Annotated in this window: 1 protein-coding gene; it reads left to right on the forward strand. The window is 50.2% G+C overall.

Annotated elements, in window-relative coordinates:
• Window positions 1-1,161 (forward strand): hypothetical protein (locus IQ256_RS29300; RefSeq protein WP_228025410.1); only part of this gene is annotated, 1,161 nt, incomplete at both ends.

The raw sequence follows: 1,161 nt of genomic DNA on the forward strand, positions 1-1,161 counted from the left end.
GGTTCATGAGGCCAATTCGCCAAATGTCAATCTTGATAAGCAAGTTGACGATCTAAAGAACTACGCCAGAACGGGCAACGGAGATTATGACGTAATTGAAGGTACTGGGACGGATGCTGATAGTCAGCATCACGACATTATCAACGGGGCGAAAGAAGCATATGATCAGGACCTGTCAAAGAACGATCCGGACGTAGATTCTGAGCAGAATAGTCCTGGCCTATCCCGAAACGATCCAGATGTTGATTCCAGACAAAACGATCCAGGGGTTCCCGGTAACCCTGACGTTGATGCGGAGCAGAATAGTCCTGGCTACAGCGGCGCTATTGTTCCAATTGTGTTGGACTTGGATGGTGATGGTGTTGAGTTGGTCGACGTGACTCAATCAACAGCTTTCTACGACTTTGATGGCGATGGGTATCGGAATAGGGTTGGTTGGGTTGCAGCTGATGACGGTCTGCTTGCCTATGACAAGAACGGTGATGGACAGATAGTCGATGCCGACGAAATAGCGTTTACCAGTTACGTAGAAGGCGCATTAACGGATCTCGAGGGGTTAACGCATTTTGATTCAAATTCAGATGGTGTGCTGGACTCATCAGACGATGAGTTCGGTAGCTTTGGAGTTTGGCAAGATATCGACCAAGATGGAGAGAGCGATCCCGGAGAGTTTGTGACTTTGTCTGAGGCTGGCATTGCATCTATCCAGCTAACCAGCAATCAACAAGAAAGAGATGTCGGTCTAAGCAAGATTTTTGGTGAGGGATTTTATACCAACAACAATCAGCAGACCGGCGTTTTTGCAGATGCACAGTTTAGTGCGAGCGCATTCGGCTTTAAGGAGACCAGCGAGGGAATTCTGTTCGGTCATTCCGATGGTCGACCAGAGGTGCTTTCCAGCTCCAGCAACCAGGATCAAGTGGTTGATTTAAAGTCACTTCAACTCTCAGGATACTTCTCCGGCGCAGGAAACGACGTCCTCGGGGCTGGCTCAGAGAACAGTGACAGCGTCCTTCTTCACGGCGGTGATGGGGACGATACGATTACGGGAGGCTTGGGTAGCGACTGGCTTGTCGGGGGGGAGGTTCAGATGCGCTATTCGGCGGCGCCGGTGACGACGTCCTTGCCATCGATAGTTCCGATGACGTTGCACATGTTGAT

Origin of the sequence: cf. Phormidesmis sp. LEGE 11477 (assembly GCF_015207105.1) — a bacterium.
Lineage (GTDB): Bacteria > Cyanobacteriota > Cyanobacteriia > Phormidesmidales > Phormidesmidaceae > Phormidesmis.